Origin of the sequence: Collinsella sp. TF06-26, from assembly GCF_002232035.1 — a bacterium.
In the GTDB taxonomy this organism is placed as follows: Bacteria; Actinomycetota; Coriobacteriia; order Coriobacteriales; family Coriobacteriaceae; genus Collinsella.
The window spans coordinates 78,565-105,483 of sequence record NZ_NKXR01000008.1 but is presented as its reverse complement, the minus strand read 5'-3'; the positions used below and the strand labels follow the sequence as shown (position 1 = coordinate 105,483).

Below are 26,919 nucleotides of genomic sequence, written 5' to 3'. Positions count from 1 at the left end.
TCGGAAGGCACGTGCAGACCTTTCGTCATGGCCTCCTACCTTTCTTTCGGGCCTTACTGGCCGAATGTATCAGCGCCCCTCCATATGGGACGCTGCTTGCTGACAGCTCTAGTTATATCCAAAAATCACCCGCAATTCCACCTCGCCCCCGAACGGTCAACAAAGTGCGATGAACGGTATATCGCATGTGATTCCCCCATGATGTACTTCGGCGTTCTAAAGTAACTTTTCTAAGGTAAACGCTCTTTTTTCTCAAAAATCATTCGCAATTACAACTCCAATCTTTCGATTAGGAATTGCATATCGACAACGGTTTTATGTATATAAATGACGCTTGTTCGTGTTTCTGTCTGTATTCGATGATATTCAGCTACCTATCATTCTTATTCACACATACTCACCAGTTGAGTGAGGATATAGACCGTTTTTCACAACGCGACGGGCGTCAGCTCTATGGCTTGTCAGCGTAAGAAGTAGGTAAAGATACCGTTCACGCGATACGTCCGTGCCATAGGTCGACTAAATTGAGACAATAGTGAATAGTGTTAGGCAACCGTCCCCTGCGGGGACTGAACGGACAGATACATATGCCGAGCAAAATCGAAAAAAAGCAAGCCGCCGCAAAGCTGCGCAAACCGCCGCGCGACTTCTCGTACACGCAGAACCGAGAGCTCAGCTGGCTGCGCTTTGACAACCGTGTGCTTGACGAAGCCTTCGACGAGACCGTTCCGCTGTTCGAGCGTCTAAAGTTCGTCTCGATTTTCGAGTCCAACCTCGACGAGTTTCTCATGGTGCGCGTGGGTGGCCTGTCCGATCTGGCAGAGCTCAAAAAACAGCCTGTCGACAACAAGAGCAATATGACCGCCTCCGAACAGGTCGATGCCGTCATGGCCGAAATGCCCGGGCTCCTTACCCGATGGGAGTCCATCTTTAAGAGCATCGAGGGCAAGCTCGACACCCTGGGCGTTCACCGCGCCCGCATCGATTCACTTACGCCCGAGGAGCGCACCTTTGTAACCCGCTACTTCCAGGCCTACGTGTCGCCGGTCATCTCACCGCTGGTGATTGACCCGCGCCACCCCTTCCCCAACCTGCGCAACGGCGCACTCTACCTGGCCTGCGGCCTGGACGGCGTCACCGACGAGGAGAGCCTGCTGGGCCTTATCGAGATTCCCGCCTCGATGAACCGCGTGGTCGAGATCCCCTCGCCCACCGGCACCTACTCCTACATCTTGCTCGAGGACGTCATCCTCGCCTGCCTGGACAGCTGCTTTGGCTCCTACAAGCCACTCGACCGCGCGCTCATCCGCGTCACCCGCAACGCCGACATCGATCCGGACGGCGAGGGCGTCGAAGAGGAAGAGGACTACCGCCAGCACATGAAACGCATCCTTAAGAAGCGCCTGCGTCTGCAGCCGGTAGTGCTCGCGGTCTCGGGGTCGCTCGAGAAGGCGACGCTCAAGACCATCCGCAAGGCGCTCGAGCTTTCTCGCCGCTCGGTCTTTACCTGCGATATCCCGCTCGACCTGGGCTACGTCTTTGGCATTGAGGGCAAGATTCCCGAGCACCTGCGCAACGAGTTGCTCTTTACGCCGTTTAAGCCGCAGCCCAACCCCACCATCGATATGACCCGCTCCATCCGCGAGCAGGTGCTGCAGCACGACAAGCTGCTCTTTTATCCTTATGAGGCCATGAATCCCTTCCTGGATCTGGTGCACGAGGCCGCCTACGACCCCGAGTGCATCTCGTTGCGCATCACGCTCTACCGCGTGGCCAAGCAGAGCCGCCTGTGCGAGTCGCTGATCGATGCCGCCGAGAACGGCAAGGAGGTCACGGTGCTCATGGAGCTCCGCGCGCGCTTTGACGAGCAGAACAACATCGAGTGGGCCGAGCGCCTGGAAGAGGCCGGCTGCACCGTCATCTACGGCTCCGAGGGCTTTAAGTGCCACTCCAAGATCTGTCAGCTCACCTATCGCGAGGGCATGGCGCTAACGCGCCTGACGCTGCTGGGCACCGGCAACTTTAACGAGAAGACGGCCAAACTCTACAGCGACTTTATGCTCATGACCGCCCACCCCGGTATCGGCGAGGACGCCAACCTGTTCTTCCGCAACCTGTCGCTGGGCAATCTGCGCGGCGATTACCGCTTCCTGGGCGTGGCGCCCGTAGGCCTCAAGCCGCTCATCATGCGCGGTCTGGATCGCGAGATTCAGCGCGCTCTCGCTGGCGAGCCCGCCCGCGTGTTCTTTAAACTCAACTCGCTCACCGACCGCGAGGTTATCGACAAGATCGCCGAGGCATCGTGCGCTGGAGTCCGCGTGGACATGATCATCCGCGGCATCTCGTGCCTCAAGCCCGGTGTTCCGGGCAAGACCGAGAACGTGCATGTCCGCTCCATCGTCGGACGCTTTTTGGAGCACGCCCGTGTTTACGCTTTTGGCGTGGACTCGGACATGATTTACCTGAGCTCGGCAGACATGATGACACGCAACACCGAGCACCGCGTGGAGATCGCCTTCCCTGTGCTCGACCCCACCTGCCGCGCCCTGGTGCACGAGTACATGGGTATGCAGCTGCGCGACAACGTGAAGGCCCGCAGCCTCACGAGCGACGGCACCTGGGTCCCCGTGGAGCGCGCAGAGGGTGAGAAACCCTTCAACTCGCAGGAAGCTCTGCTGGAGCGCGCCTATCGCAACGCCGAGGCCGCGCCCGAGCCCGTCATTGAGGCGAAACCCGCCCCCGAGCCCGAGCCGCAGCCGGTAGCACCCAAAGTCCAAAAGGTCCAGGCGACCGTCATTGAGCCCGAGCCCGCACCTGTACCTCAGCCCGAGCCGCAGGTCACCAAGCCCGCACCCGAGACGAGCGCCCGTCGCGATAAGCCCGCCGGCAAGACCAAGGCCATCGAGCGCCATCGCCCCGGTCGTGTGCGCATGGGCCTGGGCCTGATCGGCCTGGGTCTTAAGACGCTCATTACCGGCAAGACGAAATAGTCGTTTGTAGAAGCAGTTTGTAGAAGCGCCCCGCATTTGAGGAAAGCCTCGGATGCGGGGCGCTTTTCCCTGCTACCATGGTGCGAACAACAACACGAATGACAGGCAGGGATATGAAGCTCACTATAGAATCGATGACCTACGGCGCAGACGGGTTGGCGCACGCCGACAACGGCAAGGCCGTCTTTGTGCAGGGCGCCGTGGCAGGCGACACCGTCGAAGCCGAAGTCGTACAGGACGGCAAGTCGTTCATGCGCGCCCGCACGACCGAGATTCTGGAGCCGAGCCCCGATCGCATTCAGCCCCCCTGCCCCTTCGTTGGCATCTGCGGCGGCTGTTCGTGGGGCAATCTCTCACGCACGGCACAGCTTGCCGCCAAAGAGCAAAACCTGCGCTCCACGCTCGAGCGCATCGGCAAGTTCGCTCCTGAGCAGGTCGATAAGTTGGTACAGCCCATCTGCCACACCAAGGACGACTGGGGCTACCGCAATAAAATCGAGCTCGAACCGACCGTCGTCAACGGTCGCGTGCGCCTTGGCATGCACGGTGTCAACCCCAGCAAAATCGTGACCGTCGATGCGTGCCCGCTGTTCGATAAGCGCTTCCCGAAGGCGCTCAAATCGGTCGTCGGCGCACTCAACTATCTAAGCGGCGGCCATGACTTAGGGCTCGAACGCGTGGGCATTCGCGCATCACGCCGCACCAAGGCACTCGAGGTCGCACTCTGGACACCCACAGGCTCTTTTCCGCGCTCGCAAGTCTCCCGCGTGCTGGCGGACGCCGCTCATCCCACGAGCATCGTGCGTGTGATGAGCAAGGGCGAGAAGAAGGCCCGTCGCGTCTCCAAGGTTGAGATGCTCGCCGGCGAGGGCTCCTGGACCGAGAACATCGCCGATGGCCAGATGCGCTTGTCTGCCCCGTCTTTTTTCCAGGTCAACACCAAGGGTGCCGAGATTTTGATCGAGCTTGTCATGGAAGCGCTCGACCCGCAGGAAGACGAGCTTGCCGTGGACCTGTACTGCGGTGCCGGCACCTTTACCCTGCCGCTCGCCCGCCGCTGCGACTTTGTCGCCGCCGTCGAGGCCTACGGCCCCGCCGTGCGCGATCTACGCCGTAACTTGGAGATCAACAAGCTCGATAACGTCGACGTCATTGGCGGAGACGCGGTGCGCGAGTTCCCCGACCAGGATGCCGACGTCTTGGTGGTCGACCCGCCGCGCGCAGGCCTTGCCCCCGAGGCGATCGACCTTATCGCCAGCACGAGTGCTCGCGATGTCGCCTACGTGAGCTGCGACCCGGCCACCCTGGCGCGCGATCTCAAACGCTTTGTCGAAGAAGGCACCTTCTCCCCCGTAAAGATCACGCCAGTCGATCTGTTCCCACAAACCTTCCACTGCGAGACCGTCGTCCACCTTAGGCGCAACTAGCCACTCAATCATTGCTCAGATAAATCATTGAGAAATCGAGCGTGGCAAGCGGAGGTCTTCGGGGTATAAGACGGCTAATTGTATGCCGCCTATGAAAGGAACCCTCATGCCCAGCGTTGCCGTTCTCGCCGCCGATGGCTTTGAAACTATTGAATGCTTGACCATGGTCGATGTCATGCGTCGCGGCGGTGTGCGTGCCACGCTCGTCTCGATTATGCCCACACGTGAGGTCGTAAGCTCGCTGCAGATCCCCGTGACCTGCGATGCGCTCTTTGATGAGATCAACTTTGACGAGTACGACTGCGTCGTGCTGCCCGGCGGCTTGCCCGGTGCCACCAACCTGCGTGCCGATCAGCGCGTCTGCGACGTGGTCTGCGAGTTCGCCGCGACCAAGCACGTTGCCGCCATCTGCGCCGCCCCGTTTATCCTGGGCGAGCTCGACCTACTCGAGGGGCGCCACGCCACGTGCTTCCCTGGCTTTGAGAAAAGCTTCCCCGAAGGCGCCTATACCGGCGAGAAGGTTACGCAAGACGGCAACATCATCACCGCCAGCGGCATGGCCCAGTCGCTCCCCTTTGCGCTTGAGCTGCTGCGCACGCTCGCCGGCGACAAGGCCGTCGAGAAGGTCGCCGAGGGCATTCAGCTATGATTTTGGCTTCGCAATCACCGCGCCGCATCGAGTTGATGCGCGAGGCGGGCTATGACATTCGCGTGATTCCCGCAGATATCGACGAAACGCCTTTTGATGGCGAAGCTCCGCTTACACTCGTCGAGCGCTTGGCGCGTGCCAAAGCCGCTGCCGTCACGGCCGAACATGCCGAGCCCAACGAACTGACCGTCGCGGCCGATACTATTGTCACCTTTGACGGCCAAATTTTGGGCAAGCCGGCAGACGGGGACGAGGCGCGCACCATGCTCCGCGAGCTTTCGGGCCGCACGCACCAGGTCGCAACCGGCGTCTGCATCGTTAAAGCCGGCGACGCTACAGCTCCGCATGCCGCCGAGAGCCTGTCGTTTGTCGATGTGACCGACGTGACGTTCTATGAGCTTACCGAAGAGCAGATCGAGCGCTATGTTGCCTCCGGCGAACCCATGGACAAGGCCGGGGCCTACGGCATCCAAGGCACAGGCGGCCGCATGCTTGTGCACGATATTTCGGGTGACTTCTACAACGTGGTGGGCTTGCCCATCGCTCGCGTCGCACGCGCGATTCAAAAACTCTCGTAATTGCTCTGGCGCTGGGTATCCCCCAGCGCCTACAATTTTGCCGTACCGTACGGATCCCGACCGGGCATAAGGCCCGGCGGAAAACCGATAGGAGAACACATGGACACACTGCTCGAAGCCATCGATGTTTGCAATGTCGATGGCTTTTGCTTTGGCAACTATACGGACGAGGAGGCTGGCACCGGCTGCACCGTAATCGTGGCGCCCGAGGGTGCCACCGGCGGCGTTGACGTACGTGGTGGTGCCCCCGCTTCGCGTGAGACCGACCTGCTGCGTCCCGAAAACACCGTCGATAAGGTCCACGCCGTCTGCCTTTCGGGCGGATCGGCCTTTGGCCTCGAGGCTGCAAGCGGCGTGGCCCGCGAACTCGAGAGCCGCGGCATTGGTCTGCCCGTCGGCCCCACGCAGGTGCCCATCGTGTGCTCCAGCTGTATCTTCGACCTTGCCTTTGGCGACCCCACGGTGCGTCCCGACATTGAGGCCGGCATCGCCGCCGTGCGCGAGGCGCTCGACCACACCCCCACCAAGCTCGAACAGGGCAACGTAGGCGCCGGCACGGGCGCTACCGTGGGTAAGCTCATGGGCCCCGCCACCTGCATGAAGGCCGGCCTTGGCGCTGCCGCCGTGGCGCTCGGCCCCATCAAGGTGGGCGCCGTGGTCTCGGTCAACGCCTGCGGCAACGTTGTCGACCCCTTCACCGGCGAGTGGGTCGCCGGTATGCGCGCCGCAGCCGATAGCGACCAGATCGTCGACATGGAACTCGCAGCCTTTGCCGCCGCCGGATCCATGCAGATGCCGCTCGACCGCACCAACACCACCATCAGCTGCATCGTCACCAACGTGGAACTCACTAAGGCACAAGCCACCAAGGTCTCCCAGATGGCAGCAGATGCCTACGCGCACGCCATTCGCCCGACACATACCACCAACGACGGCGACACCATCTACACCCTCGCCAGTGGCAAACTAGGCGCCCAGGCAAGCGCCGCCGTTCCCCTAGACCTGCTGGGCATGCTCGCCGTAAGGGCCCTGCAAACCGCCATCGTAAACGGAGCCAAAAACGCCAAAACCTCCCACGGCATACCCGGCGCCGCAAAGTAAACTAGCTCGTCCGGTTGCCCGGTGGGGTTTGGTTATGTTTGCTGCTCTACAGTCCTGGCTCGCACGAAGAGCACATTAAGTGCTCTTCGGCTCGTGCGGAACTCGCGACAAACATAACCAAATCCCACCGGGCAACCTACCAACCAGATTCTTTTCAGCCCAGGCCCCTGTGTACCGCGCGTCGAAGATCTTCAAATTCAAATAACCTGACAATCGATTCTTATAGCAGAGGCCCCTTGGCCTTTAGTTTGCTACTGCGAACAGTCCTGCTCGCAGTAGCAAACTAAAGGCCAAGGGGCCCAGTCAACCTATCAGCAGCGATTACTCAGCAGCTAGTTGAATTTGAAGATCTTTGAGGCAAGACGGTATAGGCCGAGTGCGGTTTTGTCTCCGGCCCGTCCGCGCAGATTGGTGAAGAACCCGACCACGCCGTAGCGGGCACGACGATACATGCGCTCGTCGTAGGCCTTCAAATCATTCCACAGCGTCTTTAGGCGCTCGTCGGCGCAATCTTCCTCGGAAAGTTTGGTGAGTACCGAGCAAATCGCCATCATCATGGTGAAGTAGCCCATCATGTACGAACGCAGGCGCGACGACTCAACATCGCTGTACAAGTGGTACGACTCCATCATGATACGCGTAACACGGAACTGCTGGTCCAGACGCTTGACCATCGTTGCCTCGTTGACGCTCTGGCCTTCGCGACCGATAAAGTAGCGGTAGAGGTCAATGTCGGCGTAGTACATGGTCTTGCAACGCGGCAGCGGTACGTAGGCGTAGATGTTGTCCACATAGAACGTGTGCGGCGGCATGGGAAGGTTGGACTCGCGCAGCACATCCGTGCGATAGCACAGGCTGTGCATGAGTAGGTTCTGGTCCAGGCGGAAATGACCGATCTGATCCCAGGAAAAGATCTTCTTGCGCGGCAGGGCAAATTTGTAGCCAATAGCGGTATGCGTTCCCTCGTAAACTTTCTCGTACACGTAGTTCGAGATAAACAGGTCAACGCGCTGGTCGCGCTCCTCAAAGCCACGCAGAATCGACAGCATGGTCGAAAGGGCAGCGCCGTCAAGCCAGTCGTCCGAGTCGACAACCTTGTAGTAGGTGCCCTGCGCCTCGCGCAAGCCCGAAAGGACGGCGATACCGTGGCCGCCGTTCTCCTGATGCACCGCGCGGATAATGCCGGGGTAACGCGCCTCCCACTCGTCGGCCTTAGCGGCCGTCTCGTCCTTGGAACCGTCATCGACGATGATAATCTCGATGTCGGTGGCATAATTGCTCCCCTCCAGAATGGAGGTGATGCAATGGTCCATGTCCTTGGCGGCGTTATACGAGGGAATACCGAATGTTATGACTTTATGCATGGCAGGCGATAATCTCATCCGAAAGATCGAGGGCGGAGTTGGTCACGGCATCCATATCGTAGTAACGATACTCGGCCAAGCGACCCACCGGGTGGAAGTTCGTCAAGTTCTGGACGCGCTCGAGATAGCGCTCGTAGAGCTCGCGGTTCTCGGGCTCCAGAATGGCGTAATAGGGCGTCTCGCCCGAGCCGGGCGTATAGGCCTTGGAATACTCCTTCATGATGGTGGTCTTGCCGGGCAGGACCTGGCCAGTCATGTTCTTGAACTCGGTGATACGCGTGTAGTCCTCGCTCGTGGTGTAGTTGACGGTGCCCACGGGCTGGAACTGGTCCATATCGAGCGTCTCGAACTTCATATCGAGCGTGCGGTACGGCAACGCACCCAAGTCGAGGTTGAACAGCTCATCGAGCGGACCGGTATAAACGATCTCGCCGCCGTAGGCCTTGCCACCGATCTTGACGGTGGTCTCGTCGATCTCAAAGAGATCGCGGGCGTCCACGTCGCAGAACACGTCGATCAGGTCGTGGTCGAGCATATGCTCGAACAACGCCGTGTAGCCGTCCTGCGGCATACCCTGGAAGGGAGCCTGCGGGAAGTAGCGGTCATCGTCGCCCACAAAGATGGGAACGCGGCCGGTGATCGAGGGATCGATCTGGTCGGGCGTCTGGCCCCACTGCTTCATGGTGTAATGCAAAAAGACGTTCTCGTAGACGTAATCGGCGACCTCGGCAAGATCCGGGTCGTTCTTCTTACGCAGCTCCATGATGGGCACCTTGACATCCTTGCCAAAGGTCTCCACGAGCTTCTGATACAGCTCCTCGCCGCGCTCGTCACCAAAGGCGAGCTTGAGACTCGCATGGTTGAAAGGCACGGGCATAAGGGTACCGTTGATGTTGGCGAGCACCTTGTGCTGATAATCCGTCCACTTGGTAAAGCGCGACAGGAAATTATGCACACGCTCGTTAAAGGTGTGATAGATATGCGGACCGTACTCGTGGATCAGGATTCCGGCCTCGTCAGTGCAGTCATAGGCATTGCCCGCAATGTGGCTACGGCGCTCCAAAACGGCAACACGATAGCCGATAGTCTCGGCAAGACGGCGGGCGCAAACGGCACCGGCATATCCAGCACCGACGACAATCATGTCGTACGCGCCGGCGTTAAAGCCTTCAGGCAGGCCTGAGGTAATCTGCATCGATACTCCTTGTCAAAAGCCACGGGCTCGTTAGCTGGGCTTTTCTCGAACATTCTTCGAGACATATTTATCAGAGCGATTATAGCGCTAATGCGTCCTATAATGAGCTTGCCACACAAGGAAAGCTCAAGCACAGCGGCGAACATAATTGAAAGGTAGACCCGCTAGCAGCGGGTTTATTCGTGAACAGCCGGGCGCCTGGAGCTTAGCGAAACGCTTGTAAGGAGTAACATGAGCGATTTCCTAAACCGTATGAAGTCTGCCGCCAAGGCCGACCTTAAGACCATCGTCCTGCCCGAGGGCGAGGATCCGCGCACCATCGTCGCGGCCAACAAGATCATCGAGGAAGGCCTGGCCAACATCGTCATCCTGGGCGATCCCAACGAGATCAACGTTCCCGGCGCCACCGTCATCGACCCGCGCAATGCCGAGAAGCACGAGGAGTACGCGCAGAAGTTTGCCGAGCTCCGCGCCAAGAAGGGCGTTACCATCGAGCAGGCTCGCGCCCAGGTGATGGACGCCACCTACTTTGGCACCATGATGGTCAAGATGGGCGACGCCGACGGCCTGGTCTCCGGCGCCTGCCACTCCACCGCCGACACCCTGCGCCCCGCGCTTCAGATCCTCAAGACCGCCCCGGGCACCAAGCTGGTCTCGGCCTTCTTCGTGATGTGCACCGACACCCCGCAGTTCGGCACCGACGGCACGCTGATCTTCGCCGACTGCGGCCTCAACATCAACCCGTCCTCCGACGAGCTCTCCGAGATCGCCATCGCCTCCGCTCACTCCTGGTCCACCTTCATGGGCAATGTTGAGCCGCACGTGGCCATGCTCTCCTACTCCACCATGGGCTCCGCCGGTGGCGAGGTCGCCAAGAAGGTCCAGGAGGCCGTGAAGTTCTGCAAGGAGAAGGCACCCGAGCTCGCCATCGACGGCGACCTGCAGCTCGATGCCGCTATCGTCCCCACCGTCGCCCAGCTCAAGGCCCCCGGCTCCTCCGTTGCCGGCAAGGCCAACGTGCTTGTGTTCCCCGATCTCGAGGCCGGCAACATCGGCTACAAGCTGGTCCAGCGCTTCGCCGGCGCCGACGCTTACGGCCCCATCCTGCAGGGCATCGCCAAGCCGGTTAACGACCTTTCGCGCGGCTGCTCTGCCGACGACATCGTGGGTGTCGTAGCCATCACCGCCGTCCAGGCTCAGATGGCTGAATAGCTTACATATCCCCTCGGGACCCTGCAGGGCAAAGCTCTGAAAACGTCCTCGGACATGCAAAGAGGCTCCGCTGCGCGCTTCGCGCGGCGGAGCCTCTTTGCGTCCTGCGGAATGTTTTCAGAGCTTTGCCCTGCAGGGTCCCTGCCGTCACGCAGCAGTCAGGGAATCTGGAGTGGGCGGCGGCTTGGCTACGAGCTGGGGCTGAGGATCTGAACGAATGGGTGACGTTGCTGGGAGCGCAGGCGTTGCCGGCGATGATCACTTTGGAACTGGAATTTCCGCCTGCTAGTAAAAAGGCCTCCGGGCTGTTGCTCTGGAGGCCTTTTTGTCAATTACAGACGAATGCGTTAGTTGTTCTTGGTCAGGCGCTCGACGTCGTGGGCGATCATGTATTCCTCGTCGGTGGGGATGACCATGACCGTGACGGCGGAACCGGCGGCGCTGATGACCTGCGGACCGTTGCCCACGGCCTCGCGGTTCTTGTTGTTGTCGATGCGCACGCCCAGCCACTCGAAGCAGTCGCAGAAGGCCTTGCGGATCGACCAGTCATTCTCGCCGATGCCGGCGGTAAAGGTAATGGTGTCCACGCCCGCCATTGAAGCGATCATGGAGCCGGCCTGCTGCATGGCCTTGTAGGCGAACATATCGAAGGCGAGCAGGCAGCGCTCGTCGCCCTCGGAGGCGCGCGTACGGATGTCACGGGCGTCGTTGGAGATGCCCGAGATGGCAAGCAGACCAGACTGCTTGTTCATCATGTCATCGACTTCCTGGTAGCTGTAGCCGCCCTCGCGCTGCAGGTAGCACACGGTAGCCGGGTCAATGGAACCACAACGGGTGCCCATCATCAGGCCGTCGAGCGGCGTGAGACCCATCGTGGTATCGCGGCATACACCGTCCTCAATGGCGGCGAGCGAAGCGCCGTTGCCCAGATGACACGAAAGCAGACGGTGGCAGCGCGAACCCAGGATCTCCTTGGCCATCATCCACTCATAGCGGTGGCTCGTACCGTGGGCGCCGTACTTGCGCACGTGGTACTTGTCACACACGTCCTTGGGCAGGGCGTAGGTGTAGGCGACCTCGGGCATAGTCATGTGGAACGAGGTGTCGAAGACGGCCACGTTGGGCAGCTCCGGATACTTCTCGCGACAATACTCGATTGCCGCTGCCTCGCCGTAGTTGTGCAGCGGGGCAAGCGGTGCCACCTCGAGAATCTTAGCCATGACCTCATCGTCGACGACCGCGGAATCGTCAAAGTACCAGCCACCCTGAACAATACGATGCCCAATGCCATCGATCGTAAAGTCGGTCTTCTCGAGCTCCTCGAGCACACGTGCGATAGCCGAACGGTGGTCCGGGAAGGGGACCTCCTCGGTTTGCTTAGCGCCACCGTTCTCGGAGTGGCCAAAGATGCCCATGTCCGAACCGATACGTTCGCAGTTGCCCTTGGCGAAAACCTCGCGGGTATCGGTATCCAAAAGCTGATATTTAAGGCTTGAGCTACCGGCGTTGACAACAAGTACGTTCATGAGACTCCTTTGCAGTGCGATACGGTCGGCGCAGACCCCTTAAGGCGGCCGCATGTTAATAAGAAGTTATCACAACTTAATAAATTACTATCAGGCATATCGCCCAACGAGCACAAAAGAGGGGCCGAACGGCGCTCGGTCGTCCAGCCCCTCCCCTTTTGCAATTACTTGCCGTTGACGATGCGCTCGACGTCGGAAGCGATCATGAACTCCTCGTCCGTGGGGATGACGAAAATCTTGACCTTGGAATCCTTGGCAGACAGGCACCAAGCGCCGTCACCACGCAGGGCGTTGCGGGCATGATCCATCTTGACGCCCATAAAGGCCAGGCGGTCGGCAACGCCGGCGCGGACGGCCGGAGCGTGCTCGCCGATGCCGGCGGTAAAGACCAGGGTGTCCATACCGCACATAGAAGTGGCCATCTCGGCAGCCTTGGCGGCAATCTTGTAGACGAACATATCGAAGGCGAGCTGAGCCTCGGGGTCGCCAGCGGCAGCGAGCTCCTCGACATTGCGGCAGTCGTTGGTCTTGCCACCGGTCACAGCCAAAAGGCCGGACTTCTTGTTCATCATCTCGTCGACCTCGTCGAAGGTGTAGCCGCCCTCGCGCTGCAGGTAGCACACGGTAGCCGGGTCGATGGAGCCGCAGCGGGTGCCCATCATAACGCCGTCGAGCGGCGTCAAGCCCATGGTGGTGTCCATGCACTTGCCGTCCTCGATGGCGCACAGGGAAGCGCCGGAGCCGATATGGCACACGACGACCTTGCGGGCCTCGCCGTTGGTCATCTCGGCGACCTTCTTGGAGATGTAGCGGTAGCTGGTGCCGTGGGCGCCGTACTTACGGATGTGCAGCTTGTCGCAGACGTCCTTGGGCAGGGCGTAAGTCTTGGCGACCTCGGGCATGTTGAAGTGGAAAGCGGTGTCGTAAACCGTGACGTTGGGCAGATCGGGATACTGCTCGAGGCAGTACTCGATAACGTTGGCCTCGGGGTTATTGTGCAGCGGGGCGAGCGGAGCAACCTCGCGGATCTTGGCGAGGACGTCCTCGTCGACGAGGGAGGAATCACCGAAGTACCAACCGCCCTGAACGATACGGTGGCCGATACCCTCGATCTTGACGCCGTTGGCCTCGAGGTCCTTCAGGACGACCTCGATGGCGACCTTGTGGTCGGGAAACTCGATGTTCTCGGTCACCTTCTTGGAGCCGTTGGCAGCGTGGGTGAAGGTACCGCCGGTAAAACAGACGCGCTCGCAGGAGCCCTTTGCGGACACCTTGTGGGACTTGGTATCGATGACCTGATACTTAAGGGTCGAAGATCCTGCGTTGACGACCAGAACGTTCATGTGTCTCCCTACTAACAGGCGGTGTGGCGCCGCCAGGTTACATACGCATCAATAATAAACCCAAACGCCCTCGCGCTCGGGTTTATTGCGTTGATATATAAGTTATCGGTGCCCAAATACTCATGACCTTTGGCTTGTAAGACGAAAGAGCGCGGGGATATACACAAGGGAAGAAATCCCGAGCGCGACAAGCAATACGACTCGAATGCCCGCGATGCTGCTCAACACAGCATTGAACAGATAGAAAAGGATGGCGCCCACCGCCACCATCTGGTTTTGAACCGAAATCAGTGAACAGCGCATCGAAGAATCGGCTGCCTTTTGAAAAATTGAGTATTTAATTGGAGCAAATAACGAGTACGCAACCGTCTGCAGCACATAGAACACGGGCAGCAAATTAGCCGGAGTAAGGGGAATCAAAAACAAAGCTGTCAGGAAAAGGCGCACGATGCCGCAAATACGCGCAAAGCGGCCCTTGTCGACATGAGCAATCGCGCAGGGCACAATAAGTCCCATGGAGGCCGAGGCAAGGAGCTGGACCGCAATGGTCACACCCGAAGCGACGGCATTCATTCCGCGACCCGCAAGCAGCAGTGAGAAAAAGTCTTCCAGGGCGACAAAAGCAAATGCCTGAGAACAGTCCATGATGAACGCTGAACGAAGAATGCCATTACCCGCAATAGCGGCACCGATCATCTTCGGGCTAATCCCATGTTCAGGTGTCGTCGCAGTACCCCCTCTTCGCATCTCAGGAATGCAGACAACGACAACCAACGTCAACACCATTGCGATGATATCTGCCGAAAGACCAATGAGATATGCACCGACGGACGAAATGAAACCGCCCACGCAAGCGGAGATGGCATAAGAGGCATAGAAAACAAATCGCTCAACGACATTAAGTCTTACGAGCTGGTCCTGAGAGACGCTGTCAATGTAAATCGCTTCGATGGATCCGCTCACACACGCAACGGCAAAACCCTTGAGAGCGAACGCACCGATTAAAAGCAGGGGAGAACGGACGAGAAGCAGGGCGGCGTAGTATCCAAGCATTCCCACGACGCCAACGAGACCGCTTGTCTTTCGTCCAAACCTATCAGCAATATAGCCAGTGGGAACTTCAAGGATGAACTTGCTCACTTGATATGCAATCATCATGCTAGAAATCGATACCATCGAAAGTCCGACGAACTCAAGGTAGACAGTTAGAAAATACAAGATGGTGCTGAAGTTCGACAGAAAAACGAACGTCATATAAAGCAAAACCGTACGGTTTTTCATGCTCCACCCTCCAAGAGTCAGCAATCTAAATCGGAATCTTGGAAAAGCATGAGGGCAAAGCTGTCAGCTATGTGTTACAAGGCGTCAATAATCACTTGATGCCTCGAAGCCAATTAATCTCACGAAGCAAGATGACGCAATAGGTGCAGAAAAACCGTCTGGTGTCGATCAGTCCAGGAATTTTGCCGATAGCAAAAGTAGATAGGCAAGGTTACATCACGCGAACCTTCAATTGAGCACTCACTCACTTCTGATCCATCCGACGCAAGAGAGGACCCAGACAAACCCAATATCAATCCCCCGGCTTGAAGAAACTCAGTCTGCGCCCTGTTTCCGTATTCAACATCACGGAAGCGAAAATTGACGAGCTGGGCTTCGGGACATTGATTGATTGCATTGAGACAGGGTGACAAATTAATGGGAACAGCGAGCCTGCCGCCCAGTAACTCGCGAATGGTCATGGCGCCCACAGATTGATGACCCGCTGGGCATGAAAGAACCTTGAGCTCCTTTTCACCCAAATATTTTGAAGAAAGGACGCTGTCCCGTGGTTCCTCGAATGAGATAGCCGCATCCGAAATGCCAAGCACAAGTGATTCAAAGCATGTGGCCGTTGGCTGATGCCACACATCAAGGTGAATCTGAGGGTGCGAGCGTTCAAACGAGTCATACCAGCTTTCGGCAAAAAGGCGCCCCCGCCCATGAAGGCAGGGGGCGTAAAGACGAAAGTGGCCATCGGGCGAAACGCCGTCGCCCCTCGATTGAGCGTACTTTTTGAGATCGTCGACTTGTGCCAGGATCACGCGCGCACGACGCGCAAATTCTCTGCCCGCCGGAGACAAAACAGCCTCCCCCGCCGATCGGTCGAGCAAAACAATCTGATACTCAGATTCCAGCTTTTTGATTGCCGACGAAACGGCCTGCGGACTCACATGAACGGCGCGAGCTGCTTTGCGCACGCCGCCATAGTTCGCTACCGCTTGAAGGTATTCGAGTTGAGAAAGCTGCATAGATTACTCCAAAGGCAGCCAAGTCGACGGGCCAAGCGCCCTCAGATGAGGTTCTCGCCCAGGTTTTTGCCGCCGAGGACGTGCATGTGGAAGTGCATGACGGTCTGGCCGGCGTTGACGCCCTTGTTGGAGATGACGCGGAAACCGTCCTCCAGACCCTTGGCCTTGGCGACCTCCTGGATGGCGTGAGCCATGGCGCCCATGGTCTCGGCGGATACGTTGTCGGCGATGTCGCTGTAGTGCTTCTTAGGGATCACGAGCGTGTGGACCGGCGCCTGCGGGTTGAGGTCGTCGAAGGCGATGACCTGGTCGTCCTCATAGACAACGGTCGAGGGGATCTCGTGGTTGGCAATTTTACAGAAGATGCAATCGCACATAGCTGGTTCCTTTCTTACAGACCAAGGTAATTATATTTGGTCGAGATGCTTAGAACGAAAGGTTATCATCGGTGTTGGCGGCCTCGCCGTCGGCGAGCACGTCGTTGCCGTCGACGTCCTTAAGGAGCACCGAGACCTTCTGCTCGGCATCGGACAGGCGGGTGCGCAGGCTTTTGAGGAGCTCGACGCCGCGGGTGTAGCTCTCGAGCGACTCCTCAAGCTCCATATCGCCCGACTCCAGGCTGCGGATGATGAGCTCCAGCTCCTGCGAGGCCTGCTTGTACGTAAGCTGCTCGACCGGGGTCTTCTCTGCCATATCTGTTTCCTTTCCTAAGGGTCTATCACTGCGAAACGCGGTCTACTCGACCGTATCGACCGTTGCTGCCACGTTGCCGTCTGCCATGCGCACGCGAATGGCGTCGCCAGGCTTAAAGGTCTTGGCACTCGTAGCCACACCATCATCGCTGTACGCGATGGAATAGCCGCGAGCAAGCACTTTGAGCGGCGACAGGGCATCGAGCGACGCTGCCGCACGGCTCAGGTCGGACGCTGGCTTGCTGAGCATCGTGCGCCCTTGATGCTCTAGGCGGGAACTCGCAAGCGTGAGCGCATGGCGCTTACCATCGAGCCCCGAGGTGCTTGTAATCAGACGCTCGGGCAAGCGCTCAAAGTTGGAGCGGAATGTCCCGACCGAGCGTACTATGGCGCCCGACAGGCGATCGGCAGTCAGTGCAAGCTCCGATTCGCGACGCTCGACCATAAATGTGGGGTCGTTGAGGCACGGGCGACACGCAGCGGCATCGAGCGCATCACCCAAGCGAGCCGTATAGGTATCCCAGGCACGGCGACCGCGCTGATCGAGCATCTCCAGGTCGACCTGGGCCGACCCAATCATCGATGCCATCGCGGCACCCAGACGCTGATGGCGCGCCTCGAGCACATCGGCCAACTCCGTCATGGCCGGCGCCACCGATTCGGCCGCCGCCGTGGGCGTGGAGGCGCGGCGGTCGCTCACCATGTCGCAAATCGAGGTATCGGGCTCATGGCCAATACCGGTCACCACGGGCACAGGACAAGCCGCCACCGCGCGGGCAAGCTCCTCGTCATTAAAGGTCATGAGGTCCTCAAAGGAACCGCCGCCGCGCACCAGCAAAATACAGTCGGGCGCCGGCGTAATGGAAGCGGCGCGGCGCAAACCCTCAATGAGCTCGGCCGGCGCACCCTCGCCTTGAACCTTGGCGCCCACGCAGACGAGCTCGACGAGCGGGTTGCGACGACGCAATGTGCGCTTGACGTCGTCGATTACGGCACCCGAAAGCGAGGTGACGACCGCCACGCGGGAGCAGAACACCGGGATGCGGCGCTTGCGCGCTTCGTCCATCAGGCCCTCGCGGCGTAGCTTTTCGGCCAGTTGCGCCACCTGTTGACGCAGCAGACCCTCCCCCGCCAGCGAAAACGAGCGAGCGACAAAGCTCATGCGGCCCGTGGCCTTATAGAGATTGAAGCTGCCCTTAAAGCTCACCTGCATGCCGTCACGCAGATCGAAGGTACGCTTGAGATAGGCGCCCTTCCAGATGATGCAGTCGACGGCGGCCGAGTCGTCTTTAATCTGGAAGTAGCAGTGGCCGCTTCGGGCATTGGGACCACGGAAACCCGTGACCTCGCCCAGGACGGTCAGTTGCGGAATAGCATCGAGCGCACCGGCGGCGATCTCTACCGCCTGGCTCACGCTGAGCTCTTTACGCTCTTGCTCGTCCGAACCGTCGAACTCGGCGGAAACGCTATTGCCGGTTAGATTCCAGCCTGCCACGCAGCCTCCTTTCGTCATCGTGCACAAAGGCTCTGGCCCTGCGCAAATTCAAGTCCAACACATAGTACAGCGCCGCGGGGACACAAATTCCCGCGGCGCCCAGCGACCCAATTTGTTATCGGTTGGAGTTTCTGTTGTAGCGAGCCATAAGATAGAGCAGCTGAATAATCGAGGTGAGCGCCGCAGCCACATAGGTAAGCGCGGCGGCCGTCAGCACCTTCTTGGCACCGTTGACCTGCTTGGAGCTCATGCCCGACTGCTCGATGTACGCCACGGCGCGGCGGCTGGCATCAATCTCGACCGGCAGCGTAACGAGCTGGAACAGCACGCTAAACGAGAAGAAGATCAGCGCGATGGTCGTGAGTCCCGCGATGTTCATAAACAGGCCCATGAGCAGCACGATGGTCCAGGTGTTCTGGGTAAAGTTGACGACCGGCACGAGGGCGGTACGTACCTTCATCATGGCATAGCCGCTTTGACGCTGCGCGGCATGGCCTGCCTCGTGACAAGCGACAGCAACGCTTGCGACCGAGCCGCCCGAACGGTTGGAATCCGACAGATACAGGTTATTGTCCTGCGGGTTGTAATGGTCGGTAAGCTCACCAGCGACGCCCTTGATACCCACGGCATTGCAGCCGTTGGCGTCGAGCATGCGGCGAGCGACCGTGGCACCCGTGTCGCCGTCCGAGCGAACCTTGGACCACGTCTTGTACGTCGAATTGATATAGCTCTGCGCAGCAAGGCCAAGCACCGTGCAGACAAGAACAACCAGCAGGTACAGCGGGTCGATGCCAAAGCCATATCCATAGTAATAGGGCATGCGAATTCCTCCAAATCGAGTTACACGTTGGAGGCATTCTACCCACTCAGCAGACTAGGCTTCCCTATAACAACTCAATCTTTCCGTCCTTCACGGTGAGCCCCATATTGCCGGAAAGCAGATCGTCCAGGCGCGAACCCACAAGCTCAAAACGCCAGCCTTCGCGCAGGGGGCTTTGCTCAGGATGCTCGATGTAATCGGCCAGGTCATCGCGCGAGGCAATGACCGAGGTCGCCACCCCCGAGCGCTCGGCAACCAGGCGGATGAGCGCATACATCAGGTCCGTCACGCTCTCCAGCTCCGGCGAGATCTGACGGTGTCCGCGCACCATGAGCGGCAGGCGATCGTGCGGGCAGCTCGCGCCGCGCTTGATGGCCATGAGCGCACCGTCCACGTCGCGCTCCCCCAGCTGGTCGGTACCGCGAATGCTACGGAACTCCTCAACGCGGACGGGATTGCGCTTAACGAGCGCAAGCAGCGTGTCGTCGGACATGACCCACTTGCGCGGGATGTTACGGCGCTCGGCGCAGTCCTCGCGCCAGGCGGCGAGCTCGCGCGCGATACCCAGCTGGTGACGGCTGCACGAATTGATGCGCTTGACCTTGCGGAACGCCTCGTGGCGATCGGCGCGATAGTGCGACTCGTCAGCCAGCGGGCGCAACTCGTCGAGTACCCAGTCCACGCGGCCCAGCTCGCGCAGACGGCTCATCATCTCGGTATAGGCGACGATCAGGTACTTGACGTCATCGATCGCGTACTCAATCTGCTTATCGGTCAGCGGGCGACGCGACCAGTCGGTCAGCGACTCAGTCTTGGGCAGCGAGACGCCGCAAAACGTCTGCACGAGCGCGCCGTAGGAAATCTGCTGGCGCTCGCCTAAAAAGGCGGCGGCCACCTGCGTGTCAAAAATCGGACGCGGCAACACGCCTACGGTATGAAGCATAACTTCCATGTCCTGCGAGCAAGCATGGAACACCTTGGTCACGCTCTCGTCGGCCATGAGTTCGGCCAAGGGAGACAGGTCGTCGATCACCAGCGGATCAACCGCGACGCTCTCGGCAGGAGTGGCAATCTGGACCAGGCACAGGCGCGGATGGAACGTGCGCTCGCGCAAAAACTCGGTATCGACGGCAATCGCGTCAAACTCACGGGCGCGCTGACAAAAGTCGAGTAGAGCCTGATGTGTGGAAATGTACATATCAACCCATCGAATAAGGTTAGGCCCGAAAAACACGGGTAGGATATCGGCATTGCCTTACAACTATACTCGGTTAGTCACAGAACGGGAACGTAAGTATGCGCTGCCTTATCATCCACAACCCGGCATCGGGCCCCAGCTCAGATGAAATCTACGCATTCACGCACGCCCTCGCGCAGGGCGGCGACGAGGTCGTGATGCGTTTTATCGGCGATGGCATGGAACCCGAAGACGCCGTGGCAGACGTGCGCGAGTTTGATCGCGTGGTGATTTCGGGCGGCGACGGCACCGTCTCCAACGTACTCGACCAAATGCGCGGATGCGGCGTCCCCACGCTCGTCTTCCCCTCCGGCACAGCCTGCCTGTTCTTTAACAACATCGGTAATGCCCCCGAGGCAGCGGCACTTGCCAAGGCCTGCCGTGCCGGTCGCACGGTCAAAGTGGACATGGGCGAGCTCTTTTGGCTCGACGAGAACGGCAACGAAAAGCGCCACGGCTTTATCATCATCGCCGGCTCGGGCTTCGACGCCGAGATCATGATGAAGGCCACCCCTGCCAAAAACGACATCGGCGAGATCGCCTACTTCCTCTCCGCGCTCGCCACGCCCAACCCCACGGTGGCGCACTTTACCATCGAGCATGACGGCATTGTCGAGGAGCTCGATGGCATCTGCTGCATGGCCGGCAACACCTCGGTCATCCAAAACGACATCAACCTGTTCCCCAACTGCCGCATGAACGACGGCATGGTCGACATTGCGGTCATCGAACCCGTGCGCACCGTGCAGCTGCTGCCTACCGTGATCACCGCTGCGCTTGACCCCGCCGGCAAGGTACTCGGGCGCCCACAGTTCAAGATCATCCAGACCAAGGAAGCCAAGATCACCTGCACCCCGTCACTGGGCATGCAGTTCGATGGCGAGATTATCTCCAGCAATTCGGGCGTCTTTGGAGCCCGCGCGCTTCCGCAATGCCTCGACCTCATCGTCGACGAATTCTCCCCGCTCGGAAAATAGGAGGACCCTATGAACGACAATCCCCTGATCGGCTTTATTGTCATCGTCTTGGCCATGCTCGTCGGTTACGCCATCAACGTGATTCACCGCCGAAAGAAGTAAATCCACATTGGTATGATATTCATCCAGTTATCGACTCTCCCGCTGTTTATGCAAATCCTAAACAGCGGGAGAGTTTTCTTTTTGACCGCCGTCTAATGCTTTATTCAGCTACAGTAAATGCAGGGTGCCTTTATTTAACTAAAGCCATAAAATGAGTATTATTATCCGTTCATCGTATATTTCTTCACGCTCATCGAGCAAAGGCTGTTGTCGAGTGAATACTCTTTACACTTCCTTTAGGCTAGTAGATGTATTTATTAGCTGAAACTCCGTACGGTTTCGCGGGGTTTCAACAGTTGGGAGGGATTATGAGGTTTACTCATCCTGTCAACACGCTCAAGAAGCTCGGCTGCGGCCTTGCGTTTGGAGCAGCGGCTATCATGGCCATGCCGACTTCGGCACTCGCCTGCACCCAGATCTACATGGGCAGCAAGCTCACGGCAGACGGCAACACGTACTACGGCCGTTCCGAGGACTTCGGTCCGCGCTACATCAAGCACTTTGGCATTGAGCCCGCACACAAGGACGGCAACGAGTACACCTCGGTCGAGTCCGGTTTTGAGTACAAGTCCAAGGGCGCAACCTACCGCTACACCTTCGTTCGCGACAACCCCTCGCAGTGGGAAGATCGCTACGACGCATATTCCGAGGCAGGCATCAACGAGAAGGGTGTCTCCTGCTCTGCCACGTTGAGCACCTCCTATAACGAGAAGGCCGAAGAGGCCGACCCCATCACCGAGGAGACTGGCATTGGCGAATACAACTACGCCAGCGTCATTCTGGGCGAGAGTGCCACGGCCCGCGAGGGTGTCGAGCTCCTCGGCAGCCTGATTGACGAGCAGGGCGTCTGCTCCAACGACCAGATCATCATTGCCGACAACAACGAGACCTGGTTGTTTGCAGCGCTTTCCGGCCATCAGTGGATCGCCATGAGGCTCACTGACGATATCGCCTCGCTCAACCCCAACATCGGCAACCTCACCTATGACGTCGACCTCGACGACACCGAGAACTGCCTCCACTCCGAGGGCATCGAGTCTATGCCTAAGGAGAAGGGCTTTGCCGAGTACACCGACGGCAAGTTCGACGTCGCCAAGACCTACGGCGAGGAGATTGGCGAGGCCGGCATGCACCAGTGGTCGCGCTATATCCAGGGCCGCGATTACTTCATGGCTCCGCTTGCTGAGGGCACCGACTACGAGATCGTCAAGGACGAGCGCGAAGACGCTCGCGCGACGACCGGCGCCCTGGTCCACGAAATGCAGCCGCTGTTCTTTACGCCCGGCAAGTCCGACTGGAACACCTTTGAGATGATTCGTTCCTTCGCCGCTCGCGGCGAGAATGTCGCCGGCCTCAACGCCAACACCGACGGCGCGTATGCCATCGGCTCCAACCGCAACACCGAAATCCACACCTTCCAGATCCGTCACGGCATGGACCCCGAGATCGCGACCATCCAGTGGGAGATGCTCTCCAACGCCGAGTTCTCCGTCGCTATCCCCCTCTATTCCGCACTGCTCACCGAGGTCAGCCCCTACTTCAGCGATCAGGATGTCTCCTTCGATCACTGCGAAGAGGAAGACGTCGTGAACAACGAGGAGCCCAAGAACTCCATCAACTACGTCCTCATGGACATCAACACGCTCGCCTATGAGAACCGCGACCACTGCGCCACCGGCGTCCGCGCCTATCTCGACGCCCTGCAGAAGGAGCTCATCGAGCAGAACCTGACCGTCGACGAGGCCATGCAGGCCGAAGAAGGCACCGAAGCCCGCACCGCCCTGGCCAACAAGGCCGGCAAGGCTGCAACCAAGAACACCTATGTTAAGTGCAAGGCCATGCTCGAGGAGATGCGCGACTACCTCCAGGAGGGCGATTTCTCCGAGGAGTTCGTCCCGAGTGACTACGATGCTGACAACGACTGCCTGGTCGAGTCCATCACCTACGCCGACGAGGCCCTTTCCGATGAGGACGTGGCCGAGCCCGAGGCCGAAGAGGAAGAGGTCACCGAGGAGAAGTCCGAGGGCAACAACATGGCCGCCATGGCCGTTGGCGCCGTCGTCATCATCGGTGTCTGCGCCTACGTGATCTATCGTCGCAAGAAGGCCTAAAGCCCTCATGTCTTAGCTGAGCGGACAAGGCAGCAATGGCAGCCTCGCCCGCTTAGCCCGCTCTTTTGACCGACGGGAAACCCGCCTGAAATCTTTTTAAAAAAGATTTCCCCGCACACACTTCGCTGTGCTATAGTGCAGCGCAACAGCAACTAGGTGCGACCGCGCCACGGCATCACGAAAGGAGCCACCAACATGAAGAACACGATGAAATCTCTCAACAACTGGTGGTGGCGTGATGCGAATACGATCGGTCGACAGTGAGTCCCTCACGCCTGTTTTTGCGCTCTAGGTGATTGGAAGGCCTCCGGTTTCGACCGGGGGCCTTTTTCTATCTCGAGCCCGATCGCATTCGCATCACGCGCCTCCGCTTTTCTCTTGCAATCCCCTTCCGAAAGGATTTTCACCATGTCTCAGAACACCACCGCCACCCAGCCCCGCACCGTCCATACCGCCGATCGCGGCAAACTCGATGTCCGCGCCCTCGTCCTGCTCGCCATCCTGCTCGCCGCCGGCTTCATCCTCAACTTCACCGTCGGCAAGGCAATCTCGGGCATCTCGGGCGGCATGATCAGCCCCGAGTTCATCATCTCGGCCTTCTGCCTCACCATCCTGGTCGTTCGCCCCAACATCGGCCAGGCGCTCGTCATTGGCCTCATCTCGGCTGCCGTGATCCAGATCACCACCACTTCGCCGTTCGTCGATTTTGCCGCCGAGGGCATCGCCGCCATGCTCATGGCCGGCATCGTCAACGCCGCCGGCAAGAACGGTCAGGTCAAGCCTGCCGTCGCCATCGTCGCAACCTTCGTGACCACCTTTGTCTCCGGCGTCATCTTCATGGTTATCAAGATGGCCATGCTTGGCGTGGTCGGCGAGCTCGCCGCCGCTATGCTGCCCGTCGTCGCCATGACCGCCGTCTTTAACGCCATTCTGGTCGGCGCCCTCTATCTGCCCATTCAGAAGGCCCTGAAGCTCAACTAACCCGCTCGGCTTTATGAGCCACCCCATCTTGGCGTTCATTCGTCGCTCGCGTACCCAAGTACGCTTCGCTCCTCTTTCGCGCCAACCTGGGGCCCCTCGTAAAGCCGTCTCCGTGCTCCACCGGCAAAGACTGTCCCAAACAGTTAACTCTTGGGGACGTTCTTAAACGACTAGTCATTAAAGAACGTCCCCAATGACTATGAAAGGTATCCATGGAAACGATCATCAACGTCGACGATGTCTCGTTCTCCTATGGCACGCAGACCGAGCGGGCGCTCAGCCACATCTCGCTCAGCGTGAACAAGGGAGATTTCATCGGCATCATCGGGCCCTCGGGCGCCGGCAAGTCCACGCTTGCCGCCTGCCTGTCGGGTGCCGTGCCCCACCACTACACCGGCACGTTCTTTGGGGCCGTCATGGTAGACGGCCACGACACCTGCGAAGCCTCGCTCACCGACGTGTCGCAAATCGTCGGCAGTGTGCTGCAGGATATCGACACGCAGATGGTCGCTTCGGTCGTCGAGGACGAGATGCTCTTTGGCCTCGAGAACTTTGGCGTTCCCCACGACCAGATCGAGCGGCGCGTGAGTGAAACGCTCGAGACCGTCGGCATCAGCGACCTGCGTGACCGCGAGATCGCCACCCTCTCGGGCGGACAGAAGCAAAAGGTGGCCATCGCTGCCATCCTCGCCATGCGTCCGCGCGTCTTGGTTCTCGACGAGCCCACCGCGGCACTCGACCCCGCCAGCTCCACGTTGGTCTTCGAGACGCTGCGTGAGGCAAACCGCGCGCTTGGAATCACCATCGTCGTCGTTGAGCAAAAGGTCGCCCTACTCTCGGAGTACTGCAACCGCGTGCTCGTGCTCAACCATGGCGAAATCGCGCTGCAGGGCGAGCCACACGAGGTCTTCGCGCATACCGACGAGCTCCGTGCCATCGGCGTCGACTGCCCTCGCGTCACGCGTATCTTCAATAGCCTCGAGGCCGATGGCCTGGTAAGCGGTACCCCTTGCTTGGATGTCGATGAGGCCGAGCGCCTGATTTCGGGCATCGTCGACCCCGCACGCGCAGCCAGCGAAGCCCAGGCGCCCGCCGGCTCCCCGCATGCACCGTCGTTGCGCCCTCATGCCAAGGACGCCGAACCCGTACTCACCTTCGACCATGTTGAGTTTGCCTATCCCAATGGCGGCGCCGCCGTACACGACCTCAACCTGACGCTCTATCCCGGCGAGCTCGTGGGCATCGTCGGCCAAAACGGTGCCGGCAAGACCACGCTCACCAAGCTGCTCACAGGCCTGCTCAAGCCCGCCTCGGGCAGCGTGCGCGTCACGGGACTGGATACCGCGGCCGTTCCCACGAGCCGCATCGCCCGCGAAGTCGCAACCCTCTTCCAAAACCCCGACCGCCAGATCTGCAAGGATACCGTACTCGACGAGGTCGCTTTTGGCCTGGAGCTTGCCGGCATCGACCGTGCCGAGGCTCTGCGTCGTGCTCAACTTGTTATCGACCGCTTTGGCCTGCCTGCCGATGAGGCACCTTTCTCGCTTTCGCGCGGCCAGCGACAAATGGTGGCGCTTGCCTCCGTCGTAGTGGTTGAGCCCAAGATCGTCGTGCTCGACGAGCCCACGAGCGGCCTTGATTACCGCGAGTGCATGACCGTCATGGAAACAGTGCGCACCATGGCCGAGCGCGGTTGCGCCGTGATTATGGTCTGCCACGATATGGAAGTCGTCTCGGATTTTGCCGAGCGTATCGTAGTAATGGCCGACGGTCGCATCCTCGGCCGCGGCCGCACGCACGAGCTATTCTCGAACATCGATCTCATGCGGCGTGCCTACGTGGAGCCTCCCCAGGTTATTGAACTCTCGCGCCGTCTGGCATCTTCCGTCTCGCCCGCTTTTGCGCAGGTGAGCGAGGTCACCGATGTCGTTCGAATTACCAAGGAGATGGTCCGCCGTGGTTAACGTCATCGACTACATGCCGGGCGATACGCTACTGCATCGCCTGAACCCCGTCGTCAAACTGGGCCTCGCCGCCGCCATCATCGTCGGCATCTTCTTGTCCGACACCTACGTGGCGCTGCTGGGCTTTTTGGCACTCACCCTTGCGCTGGGTGCCTATGCCGGTGTCGTCGACCGTCTGTTCTCGCTGCTCAAGTTGCTGATTCCGCTCGCGCTTATCATGCTGGTGCTCCAGCTGGCCTTTATGCGCGATGGCAACGTTGTGTGGGGCTTTATCACCGACACGGGCCTCATCACAGGATCGAAGGCCTGCCTGCGCCTGCTGGGTGTGGCGTTACCGCTCATCCTCATGCTCACAGTGACCAAGCTCAACGACCTTGCCAACGCCTGCGTCGAGGTGCTGCACGTGCCGTATCGCTATGCCTTCACCTTTACCACGGCGCTACGCTTTGTGCCGGTGTTTGGTCAGGAGATGAACGCCATCATGGAAGCGCAGACCGCACGCGGCGTCGAGTACGACACCAAGAACCCCATCAAGAAGCTTAAGCTCATGCTGCCACTGTGCGTGCCACTGCTCATCTCGAGCGTGGGCAAGACCGATGCCACAGCCTTGGCGGCAGAACAGCGCGGCTTCTATCTGCGTACACGCGCCAGCTCGTACAAGCGCTACCCCATCAAGGGCCTGGACATCGCCGTGCTCATCGTCAGCATCGCCCTCATCGCCATCGGCTTCCTGTTCTAGTTCGCCACCGGCAGCAACCGCCCAACGCAAAAGGCCTCGGCTCGCACCAAACGAGCCGAGGCCTTTACTGTTTCATCAGATAAAACCTACCAAAATTAACCTGTCCCTTTTTGACAGGTCGGAAG

Annotated in this window: 22 protein-coding genes; 11 read left to right on the top strand and 11 right to left on the bottom strand. The window is 59.4% G+C overall.

Translation table 11 applies throughout. The annotated features are described in order from the left end of the window. Positions 1–587: 587 nt before the first annotated feature. The 5 genes from ppk1 to CHY22_RS06160 all read left to right on the top strand — a co-directional run bounded on the left by ppk1 (position 588) and on the right by CHY22_RS06160 (position 6,745). Positions 588–2,990, top strand: a complete 2,403-nt coding sequence (gene ppk1, locus CHY22_RS06180; RefSeq protein ID WP_233502859.1) for a polyphosphate kinase 1 — start codon at positions 588–590, stop codon at positions 2,988–2,990. A 98-nt stretch (positions 2,991–3,088) separates the two neighbouring features. Beyond that, a complete protein-coding gene (gene rlmD / locus CHY22_RS06175; protein WP_089573089.1) occupies positions 3,089–4,417 on the top strand; it encodes a 23S rRNA (uracil(1939)-C(5))-methyltransferase RlmD in 1,329 nt (442 codons plus the stop codon). Between the two features lie 106 nt (positions 4,418–4,523). Beyond that, the gene (locus tag CHY22_RS06170; RefSeq protein WP_055287259.1) at positions 4,524–5,066 is read left to right on the top strand and encodes a DJ-1 family glyoxalase III; all 543 of its coding nucleotides are present in this window, start codon (positions 4,524–4,526) and stop codon (positions 5,064–5,066) included. After that, complete coding sequence (locus CHY22_RS06165) at positions 5,063–5,644, top strand: Maf family protein (protein WP_089573088.1); 582 nt, start codon at positions 5,063–5,065, stop codon at positions 5,642–5,644. The genes CHY22_RS06170 and CHY22_RS06165 overlap by 4 nt, the downstream gene beginning before the upstream one ends. 99 nt (positions 5,645–5,743) lie before the next feature. After that, complete coding sequence (locus CHY22_RS06160; RefSeq protein ID WP_089573087.1) at positions 5,744–6,745, top strand: P1 family peptidase; 1,002 nt, start codon at positions 5,744–5,746, stop codon at positions 6,743–6,745. 332 nt (positions 6,746–7,077) lie between these two features. Here CHY22_RS06160 and CHY22_RS06155 read toward each other — a convergent pair whose 3' ends face one another. After that, positions 7,078–8,109, bottom strand: a complete 1,032-nt coding sequence (locus CHY22_RS06155; RefSeq protein ID WP_089573086.1) for a glycosyltransferase family 2 protein — start codon at positions 8,107–8,109, stop codon at positions 7,078–7,080. Then, entirely contained in the window at positions 8,102–9,304 is a 1,203-nt protein-coding gene (gene glf, locus CHY22_RS06150; RefSeq protein ID WP_089573085.1) for a UDP-galactopyranose mutase, read from the bottom strand. The genes CHY22_RS06155 and glf overlap by 8 nt, the downstream gene beginning before the upstream one ends. A gap of 231 nt (positions 9,305–9,535) precedes the next feature. Here glf and pta point away from each other — a divergent pair, with 231 nt between their 5' ends. Next, on the top strand, positions 9,536–10,516 hold the full coding sequence (pta, locus tag CHY22_RS06145) for a phosphate acetyltransferase (RefSeq protein WP_089573084.1): 981 nt from the start codon (positions 9,536–9,538) through the stop codon (positions 10,514–10,516). Positions 10,517–10,863: 347 nt separating this feature from the next. Here the strand turns inward: pta and CHY22_RS06140 are convergent, their stop codons facing one another. The 9 genes from CHY22_RS06140 to rnd form a co-directional block, all read right to left on the bottom strand. Then, the gene (locus CHY22_RS06140) at positions 10,864–12,042 is read right to left on the bottom strand and encodes an acetate kinase (RefSeq protein ID WP_089573083.1); all 1,179 of its coding nucleotides are present in this window, start codon (positions 12,040–12,042) and stop codon (positions 10,864–10,866) included. A gap of 164 nt (positions 12,043–12,206) precedes the next feature. Next, positions 12,207–13,385 (bottom strand): acetate kinase, encoded by a 1,179-nt coding sequence (locus CHY22_RS06135; protein ID WP_006234305.1) that lies wholly within the window; start codon positions 13,383–13,385, stop codon positions 12,207–12,209. Positions 13,386–13,505: 120 nt separating this feature from the next. Continuing rightward, on the bottom strand, positions 13,506–14,666 hold the full coding sequence (locus CHY22_RS06130; protein ID WP_089573082.1) for an MFS transporter: 1,161 nt from the start codon (positions 14,664–14,666) through the stop codon (positions 13,506–13,508). 119 nt (positions 14,667–14,785) lie between these two features. Continuing rightward, entirely contained in the window at positions 14,786–15,676 is an 891-nt protein-coding gene (locus tag CHY22_RS06125; RefSeq protein ID WP_089573081.1) for a LysR family transcriptional regulator, read from the bottom strand. Positions 15,677–15,717: 41 nt separating this feature from the next. Further along, on the bottom strand, positions 15,718–16,053 hold the full coding sequence (locus CHY22_RS06120) for a histidine triad nucleotide-binding protein (RefSeq protein WP_089573080.1): 336 nt from the start codon (positions 16,051–16,053) through the stop codon (positions 15,718–15,720). A 49-nt stretch (positions 16,054–16,102) separates the two neighbouring features. After that, on the bottom strand, positions 16,103–16,369 hold the full coding sequence (xseB, locus tag CHY22_RS06115; RefSeq protein ID WP_006234311.1) for an exodeoxyribonuclease VII small subunit: 267 nt from the start codon (positions 16,367–16,369) through the stop codon (positions 16,103–16,105). 42 nt (positions 16,370–16,411) lie between these two features. After that, positions 16,412–17,863, bottom strand: a complete 1,452-nt coding sequence (xseA, locus tag CHY22_RS06110; RefSeq protein WP_311774749.1) for an exodeoxyribonuclease VII large subunit — start codon at positions 17,861–17,863, stop codon at positions 16,412–16,414. Between the two features lie 115 nt (positions 17,864–17,978). Then, positions 17,979–18,683 (bottom strand): zinc metallopeptidase, encoded by a 705-nt coding sequence (locus tag CHY22_RS06105; RefSeq protein ID WP_089573079.1) that lies wholly within the window; start codon positions 18,681–18,683, stop codon positions 17,979–17,981. Positions 18,684–18,747: 64 nt separating this feature from the next. Next, positions 18,748–19,881: a ribonuclease D gene (gene rnd, locus CHY22_RS06100; protein WP_089573077.1), complete on the bottom strand. Its 1,134-nt coding sequence runs from the start codon at positions 19,879–19,881 to the stop codon at positions 18,748–18,750. A 98-nt stretch (positions 19,882–19,979) separates the two neighbouring features. On the opposite strand from rnd, the gene CHY22_RS06095 reads away from it, so the two are divergent. The 5 genes from CHY22_RS06095 (at position 19,980) to CHY22_RS06075 (ending at position 26,794) form a co-directional block, all read left to right on the top strand. Next, the gene (locus CHY22_RS06095; RefSeq protein WP_089573075.1) at positions 19,980–20,897 is read left to right on the top strand and encodes a diacylglycerol kinase family protein; all 918 of its coding nucleotides are present in this window, start codon (positions 19,980–19,982) and stop codon (positions 20,895–20,897) included. A gap of 410 nt (positions 20,898–21,307) precedes the next feature. After that, the gene (locus CHY22_RS06090; RefSeq protein ID WP_158551200.1) at positions 21,308–23,110 is read left to right on the top strand and encodes a C69 family dipeptidase; all 1,803 of its coding nucleotides are present in this window, start codon (positions 21,308–21,310) and stop codon (positions 23,108–23,110) included. A gap of 408 nt (positions 23,111–23,518) precedes the next feature. Then, on the top strand, positions 23,519–24,091 hold the full coding sequence (locus tag CHY22_RS06085) for a hypothetical protein (protein WP_089573070.1): 573 nt from the start codon (positions 23,519–23,521) through the stop codon (positions 24,089–24,091). Positions 24,092–24,303: 212 nt separating this feature from the next. Further along, the gene (locus CHY22_RS06080; RefSeq protein WP_089573067.1) at positions 24,304–26,055 is read left to right on the top strand and encodes an energy-coupling factor transporter ATPase; all 1,752 of its coding nucleotides are present in this window, start codon (positions 24,304–24,306) and stop codon (positions 26,053–26,055) included. Further along, positions 26,048–26,794: an energy-coupling factor transporter transmembrane component T gene (locus CHY22_RS06075; RefSeq protein ID WP_089573065.1), complete on the top strand. Its 747-nt coding sequence runs from the start codon at positions 26,048–26,050 to the stop codon at positions 26,792–26,794. The genes CHY22_RS06080 and CHY22_RS06075 overlap by 8 nt, the downstream gene beginning before the upstream one ends. Positions 26,795–26,919: the final 125 nt, after the last annotated feature.

Bases quoted from the DNA above. Each gene is read 5' to 3' on its own strand.
- ppk1 (WP_233502859.1), top strand. From the start codon at position 588: ATGCCGAGCAAAATCGAAAAAAAGCAAGCCGCCGCAAAGCTGCGCAAA.
- rlmD (WP_089573089.1), top strand. From the start codon at position 3,089: ATGACAGGCAGGGATATGAAGCTCACTATAGAATCGATGACCTACGGC.
- CHY22_RS06170 (WP_055287259.1), top strand. From the start codon at position 4,524: ATGCCCAGCGTTGCCGTTCTCGCCGCCGATGGCTTTGAAACTATTGAA.
- CHY22_RS06165 (WP_089573088.1), top strand. From the start codon at position 5,063: ATGATTTTGGCTTCGCAATCACCGCGCCGCATCGAGTTGATGCGCGAG.
- CHY22_RS06160 (WP_089573087.1), top strand. From the start codon at position 5,744: ATGGACACACTGCTCGAAGCCATCGATGTTTGCAATGTCGATGGCTTT.
- CHY22_RS06155 (WP_089573086.1), bottom strand. From the start codon at position 8,109: ATGCATAAAGTCATAACATTCGGTATTCCCTCGTATAACGCCGCCAAG.
- glf (WP_089573085.1), bottom strand. From the start codon at position 9,304: ATGCAGATTACCTCAGGCCTGCCTGAAGGCTTTAACGCCGGCGCGTAC.
- pta (WP_089573084.1), top strand. From the start codon at position 9,536: ATGAGCGATTTCCTAAACCGTATGAAGTCTGCCGCCAAGGCCGACCTT.
- CHY22_RS06140 (WP_089573083.1), bottom strand. From the start codon at position 12,042: ATGAACGTACTTGTTGTCAACGCCGGTAGCTCAAGCCTTAAATATCAG.
- CHY22_RS06135 (WP_006234305.1), bottom strand. From the start codon at position 13,385: ATGAACGTTCTGGTCGTCAACGCAGGATCTTCGACCCTTAAGTATCAG.
- CHY22_RS06130 (WP_089573082.1), bottom strand. From the start codon at position 14,666: ATGAAAAACCGTACGGTTTTGCTTTATATGACGTTCGTTTTTCTGTCG.
- CHY22_RS06125 (WP_089573081.1), bottom strand. From the start codon at position 15,676: ATGCAGCTTTCTCAACTCGAATACCTTCAAGCGGTAGCGAACTATGGC.
- CHY22_RS06120 (WP_089573080.1), bottom strand. From the start codon at position 16,053: ATGTGCGATTGCATCTTCTGTAAAATTGCCAACCACGAGATCCCCTCG.
- xseB (WP_006234311.1), bottom strand. From the start codon at position 16,369: ATGGCAGAGAAGACCCCGGTCGAGCAGCTTACGTACAAGCAGGCCTCG.
- CHY22_RS06105 (WP_089573079.1), bottom strand. From the start codon at position 18,683: ATGCCCTATTACTATGGATATGGCTTTGGCATCGACCCGCTGTACCTG.
- rnd (WP_089573077.1), bottom strand. From the start codon at position 19,881: ATGTACATTTCCACACATCAGGCTCTACTCGACTTTTGTCAGCGCGCC.
- CHY22_RS06095 (WP_089573075.1), top strand. From the start codon at position 19,980: ATGCGCTGCCTTATCATCCACAACCCGGCATCGGGCCCCAGCTCAGAT.
- CHY22_RS06090 (WP_158551200.1), top strand. From the start codon at position 21,308: ATGAGGTTTACTCATCCTGTCAACACGCTCAAGAAGCTCGGCTGCGGC.
- CHY22_RS06085 (WP_089573070.1), top strand. From the start codon at position 23,519: ATGTCTCAGAACACCACCGCCACCCAGCCCCGCACCGTCCATACCGCC.
- CHY22_RS06080 (WP_089573067.1), top strand. From the start codon at position 24,304: ATGGAAACGATCATCAACGTCGACGATGTCTCGTTCTCCTATGGCACG.